The sequence below is a fragment of the Rhizobacter sp. P1_G5 genome (assembly GCF_056405435.1).
Genome location: NZ_JBFUCB010000409.1, coordinates 1 through 5,563 on the forward strand (window position 1 = coordinate 1; position 5,563 = coordinate 5,563).

General features: G+C 69.1%; 5 protein-coding genes. All 5 read left to right on the plus strand.

Annotation, left to right across the window (positions count from 1 at the left end; translation table 11 throughout):
- Positions 1-145: 145 nt before the first annotated feature.
- The 5 genes from AC1D12_RS23155 to AC1D12_RS23175 all read left to right on the plus strand — a co-directional run bounded on the left by AC1D12_RS23155 (position 146) and on the right by AC1D12_RS23175 (position 5,460).
- The gene (locus tag AC1D12_RS23155; RefSeq protein WP_477825145.1) at positions 146-1,303 is read left to right on the plus strand and encodes a glycosyltransferase family 2 protein; all 1,158 of its coding nucleotides are present in this window, start codon (positions 146-148) and stop codon (positions 1,301-1,303) included.
- Positions 1,300-2,451 carry a hypothetical protein gene (locus tag AC1D12_RS23160; protein ID WP_477825146.1) on the plus strand — a complete coding sequence of 384 codons (1,152 nt, stop codon included), beginning with the start codon at positions 1,300-1,302 and terminating at the stop codon, positions 2,449-2,451. Before AC1D12_RS23155 ends, AC1D12_RS23160 begins: the two co-directional genes overlap by 4 nt.
- A gap of 170 nt (positions 2,452-2,621) precedes the next feature.
- Positions 2,622-3,704 (plus strand): glycosyltransferase, encoded by a 1,083-nt coding sequence (locus AC1D12_RS23165; protein WP_477843107.1) that lies wholly within the window; start codon positions 2,622-2,624, stop codon positions 3,702-3,704.
- On the plus strand, positions 3,701-4,312 hold the full coding sequence (locus tag AC1D12_RS23170) for a polysaccharide deacetylase family protein (protein ID WP_465111205.1): 612 nt from the start codon (positions 3,701-3,703) through the stop codon (positions 4,310-4,312). The genes AC1D12_RS23165 and AC1D12_RS23170 overlap by 4 nt, the downstream gene beginning before the upstream one ends.
- Positions 4,309-5,460: a glycosyltransferase gene (locus AC1D12_RS23175; protein WP_477843109.1), complete on the plus strand. Its 1,152-nt coding sequence runs from the start codon at positions 4,309-4,311 to the stop codon at positions 5,458-5,460. The genes AC1D12_RS23170 and AC1D12_RS23175 overlap by 4 nt, the downstream gene beginning before the upstream one ends.
- The last annotated feature ends 103 nt before the right edge of the window (positions 5,461-5,563 follow it).

Sequence of the window (5,563 nt, forward strand, 5' to 3'; positions counted from 1 at the left end):
GAGCTGAACGCGTTGATCGAGAGCTGCATCGAGCTGCTGGTGCGCTCGCCGGCGCCGCCGGCGCTGGCCAGCGTGCTGCCGCCCGCGCCGGCGCAGCGTGCGGCGGTGCGGCCGCTGGGTTGAAGAATTCGAGAATGGCTTCGTGATGAAACTGATCGTCCTGCTGAGCATCGCTGCGGTGCTCTATCACTACGCGGTGTACCCGGCGCTGGTGCTGCTGATCGCGCGCTGGCGCGGGCGTGGCGCTGCGGCCGAGTATCCGGCCGAGGGCGGTACACAATGGCCGCGCGTCACGCTGCTGATCGCCGCGTACAACGAGGAGCGCGTGATCGAGGGCAAGATCCTCAACTCGCTGGAGCTCGACTACCCGCACCCGATCGAGCTGATCGTCGTGTCGGACGGTTCGAGCGACAGCACGCCGCAGATCGTCTCGCGCTACGCCGATCGCGGCGCGGTCTCGATGCACCAGGCGCCGCGGCGCGGCAAGACGGCGGCGCTGAACCGCGGCGTCGCGGCCGCCACCGGCGAGATCGTGGTGTTCTCCGACGCCAACAATGATTTCAACCGTGATGCGCTGAAGGCGCTGGTGCGGCACTTCGCCGACCCGGCGGTGGGCGGCGTGTGCGGCGTCAAGCAGATCCGCGAGGCCGGCGACCGCGAGAGCAGCGTCGGCGACGGCCTGTACTGGCGCTATGAATCGGCGATCAAGCTGGCCGAGGGGCGGATCGGCTCGATCACCAATGCCGACGGCGAGATCTTCGCGATGCGCCGCGGGCTGTGGCGGCCGATCGCCGAGCACATCATCAACGACGACGCGCAGATCACCTTCGACATCGTCGACCAGCGCAAGCGCATCCTGTACGAGCCGGCGGCGCGCTCGACCGAGTACGCATCGATCCGCATCGAGGACGACTTCTTCGTGAAGGTGCGCATGGTGGCGGGCGGCTTCCAGACCATCGCGCAGCAATGGCGCCGGCTGCTGCCGCCGCTGTCGTGGTTCGCGCTCGCGTACCTGTCGCACAAGGTGCTGCGCTACCTGGTGCCGCTGTTCCTGGTGGCGATCGCCATCGGCTCGCTGTGGCTGGCGGCGAATGGCGTCGTCGCGTACCAGGTGCTGGTGGCCTTGCAGCTGCTGTTCTACGGCACCGCGTGGGCCGGCTGGCTGCGGCTGCGCCGCGGGCCGCTGCCGACGGCGCTGTACGTGCCGTTCTACTTCTGCACGATGAACCTGGCGGCGCTGCTGGGCTTCGTGCGTTTCGTGACCGGCAAGCAGGGCACGAGCTGGCGAAAGGCACAGCGATGATCGTCGCCATCATCCTTCTCATCCTCGTTGCCGCCGGTGCCGGCGTGTTCTGGCGCCTGCTGCGTTCGCGCCACATGGATCTGTGGATCGCCAGCTACCTGAAGCAGTGGCCGCGCCGGCTGCGTGGGCGCAGTGCGCCGCACACGCATGTGCACTTCTGCTTCGCCGACCACTACGAGCCGTTCTGGCACAAGCCGGATCTGGCCACCGCACGCGCACGCGTCGACCGCTGGATGGACCGCTACCCGAAGATCGCGTCGGAGCACACCGACAGCAACGGCCGGCATCCGCAGCATTCGTTCTTCTACCCCGAGGAGGAGTACGACGAGGTGATCCTCGACCAGCTGGCCGACCTGTGCAAACGCGGTTTCGGCGACGTGGAGGTGCACCTGCACCACGACAACGACACGGCCGAGAACCTGCGCAGGACGCTGACGGGTTTCACCAGGCTGCTGAACGAGCGGCATGGCCTGCTGCGCAAGGATCCGGTGACGGGCCAGGTGCTGTATGCCTTCATCCATGGCAACTGGGCGCTGGACAACTCGCGCCCGGACGGCCGCTGGTGCGGCGTGAACAACGAGCTCGACGTGCTGCACGAGACCGGATGCCGCATGGACATGACGCTGCCGTCGGCGCCGAGCGACACGCAGACGAGCAAGATCAATTCGATCTACTTCGCGCATGGCGAAGCGGGCTGCTGCAAATCGCACGACCACGGCCGCGACGCGCGCGTGGGCGAGTGGCTGCAGGACAAGGAGCTGCTGATGGTGCAGGGCCCGCTGGCGCTGAACTGGAGCGACCGCAAGGCCGGCATCATGCCGCGCATCGAATCGAGCGAGATCTCGGCCGATGCCTTGCCGACGGCGGCGCGCGTCGCGCTGTGGGAGCAGGCGGCCATCGGCATCGAGGGCGTGGAGAACCACCTGTTCATCAAGGTTCACACGCACGGTGCCGAGGAACGCACCGCAGGCGCGCTGCTCGACGGCGGCATGCAGCGCATGTGGACCGAACTGGCGAAGCGCTTCCGCGACCGACCCGGGTTCTCGCTGCACTACGTGACAGCCTGGGAGATGTATCAACAGATCGAACGCCTGTGCAAGAACGAGCCGGTGAAGTCGTCTTCTCTGCGGGAAGAGGTGGCAGCATGAGCCGATCAACCGTTCGCCCAGAGCAGGGACCGAGCTTGTCGAGGGCCCGTGTCGAAGGGTTGTCGCCGCAGCGCGGCACAGGAGCCGGTGCAGCGTCAACCGGCCTTCGACAGGCTCAGTCCGACCCTTCGACAAGCTCAGGGCGAACGGATGCTGGCGGCCAGCGGACCATGAAGGTCTTGCACGTTATCGAGACCCTGGACTTCGGCGGCGCCGAGAAGGTCGTCGTCGACCTCGTCGCCGCCACCAAGGGCCGCTGCCAGCCCGCCGTCTGCTGCGTCAAGCACAGCGGCGAACTGGCCCAGCGCCTGGGCGACGGCGTGCAGGTGTTCTCGCTCGGCAAGGGCGAGGGCAACGACCTGACCGTGCCGTGGCGCCTTGCACGGCTGGTGCGCGAACAGGGCTTCGACGTGATGCATTCGCACTTGTGGGGCGTGTACCTCGAATCGGCGCTCGCCGCCCGGCTCGCCGGTGTGCCGCTGGTCCACACGGTGCACGGCAACTACCAGGACTACGGCCRCCGCCTCATCCCGCGCCTGAAGCTCGCGCTGCGCCACCGCCTGGAACGCTTCGCGGCGCGCTGGCACCAGCGCATCGTCACCGTCTCGCATTCGATCCAGAGCTACGTCGTCGAGAACATCGGCATCGACGCGCGCCGCGTCGAGACGGTGCACAACGGCATCGACGAACGCGTGTCGCTGCAGGGCGAACGCCGCGGCACCACCTTCATCACCGTCGGGCGCATGGCGGCGGTGAAGAACCACGCGATGATGGTTCGCGCGTTCGCGCGTGTCGCAGCTTCGCGGCCCGATGCGCGGCTGCAGTTGGTGGGCGACGGGCCCGACCGCCCGGCCCTCGAGGCGCTGGCCGCCTCGCTCGGCGTGGCGTCTCGCGTCGAGTTCCTCGGCTTCCGCAACGACGTGGCCGAGCTGCTCGCGGCCGCCGATGTGTTCCTGATGTCGTCGCACTACGAAGGCGTGTCGATCGCGATCCTCGAGGCGATGCGCGCCGGGCTGCCGGTCATCGGCACGCAGGTCGGCGGCATTCCCGAGACCGTGCTGCAAGGCGAGAGCGGCCTGCTGGTGCCCGACGGCGACGAGGCCGCGTTCGCCGAGGCGATGCTGACGCTGCTGCAGGATGCGAGCCGCCGCGCCACGCTCGGCCGCGCCGCCACCCAACGCCAGCGCGAGGCCTTCTCGCTGGAGAGCGCCGCGCAGCGCTACCTGCAGATCTATGCCGGAGGCCTGCAGTGATCAAGGCGCTGCTGCGCAAGCTGCTGAGCCCGGTGCTGCGCTACCGCGGCGATGCGCCGGGCCTGTACCTGAGCTTCGACGACGGCCCGCACCCGGTGGTCACGCCGCAGGTGCTCGATGCGCTGGAGCGCGGCGGCGTGAAGGCCACCTTCTTCATGATCGGGCAGGAGATGGAACGCCACCCGGCGCTGGTGGCCGAGGTGCGCGAGCGCGGCCATGCGATCGCGCTGCACGGCTTCACCCACCGGCACTGCAGCGACATGAGCTGGCGCGAGCAGCTCGACGACCTGCGCCGCATGCGTGCGGTGGCCGCGCGCTTCGGCGTGCGCCTGCGCAGCTACCGGCCGGCGTACGGCGAGCTGTCGGTACTGCGCATCGTCTGGTGCCTGCTGAACCGCGTGAAGATCGTGATGTGGTCGTTCGAGACCCGCGACTCGTTCGTGCAGCAGGCGTCCGAACTCGAAGCGCGCGTCACGCCGCAAGCCCTGACGGACGGCGACATCCTGCTGTTCCATGACGACACCCCGGTGACCGCGCAGGCCCTGCCGCGCTTGCTGGACAACGCCCGCGCAGCCGGCCTGCGCTTCGGCGTCCTGGAGACCGTGTGAAGACCCTCATCCACATCATCAGCGCCGACGACGTGTTCGGCCCCGAGAAGACCGTGATCAACGAATGCCTCGCACTGCGCGGCAGCGATTGGCACGCCCGCATCATCAACCTCTGGAACACCGACGACACGCCGATCTCGCGCAAGGTGCGCGAGGCCGGCATCGACTACGAGTGCATTCCTTCGGCCGGCAAACTCGACCTGGGCGCCATCCGCACGCTCGCCGCGCAGCTCGCCGCGCAGCCCGGCACCGTGGCGCACAGCCACGGCTACAAGGCCGACCTGTACACGCTGCTGGCCGCACGCCGCGCCAAGGTGACGGCCCTCACGACCGCCCACGGCTGGACCTCGGAGAACGCGAAAGTGCGGCTGTACGAGCGGCTGCAGGCCTYCCTGTGGCGCTTCTTCGATCGCGTGGTCTGCGTGTCGCAGAGCTACCGGCAGCTCGCCGTCGCGGCCGGCGTGCCGGATCGCAAGATCACCGTCGTGCACAACGCGATCCGGAGTTCGTACCAGGCGCAGGGCGCACAAGCACGCAGTGATGCGCGCGCGGCGCTCGGGCTGGACGACGACGCGCAGGTCGTCGCGATCATCGGGCGGCTGGGCATCGAGAAGGGACACCGGCTGTTCGTCGATGCGGCCGCGCAGCTCGCGCCGCGTTTTCCGAAGGCGCGCTTCCTGATCGCCGGCGAAGGCGTGCAGCGCGCGGACATCGAGGCCCAGGTGGCGCAGCTGAAGCTGGGCGACACGGTGCGGTTGCTCGGCCACCGCAACGACCTGCCGGCGATCTACCCGGCACTCGACCTGCTGGCGATGGCCTCGCTGCGCGAAGGCCTGCCGAACGTGCTGCTGGAGGCGATGCTGCACGGCGTACCCGGCGTCGCGATGGCGGTGGGCGGCATCCCCGAGGTGATCAGCGACGGCGTCGACGGGCTATTGGTGCCGCCGGGTGACCTGGCGCGTTTCACCGAGTCRCTGGCAGCGCTGCTCGGCGACCCGGTGCGGCGTGCGGCGATGGGCACGGCGGCGGTCACGAAGGTGCGCGACGGCTTCCTGTTCGATGCGCGGATGAAGCGCATGGTGGCGATCTACGAGGACGGGCTCGCGCGGCCCGGCACGCCGGCGCCGGCCGCAGGGAGCGCCGCATGATGCACGCGCTGTGGGTTGTCGCGGCGCTGGCCGCGAGCGCGCTGGTGCTGGTGGTGGCGGCAATCTTCCTGTACCAGGCAGTGCGCGGGCTGTGGGGCGTGCG

What these genes read in the sequence shown, in the direction of transcription:
- AC1D12_RS23155 (WP_477825145.1), top strand. Translation starts at nt 146, where the DNA reads ATGAAACTGATCGTCCTGCTGAGCATCGCTGCGGTGCTCTATCACTAC.
- AC1D12_RS23160 (WP_477825146.1), top strand. Translation starts at nt 1,300, where the DNA reads ATGATCGTCGCCATCATCCTTCTCATCCTCGTTGCCGCCGGTGCCGGC.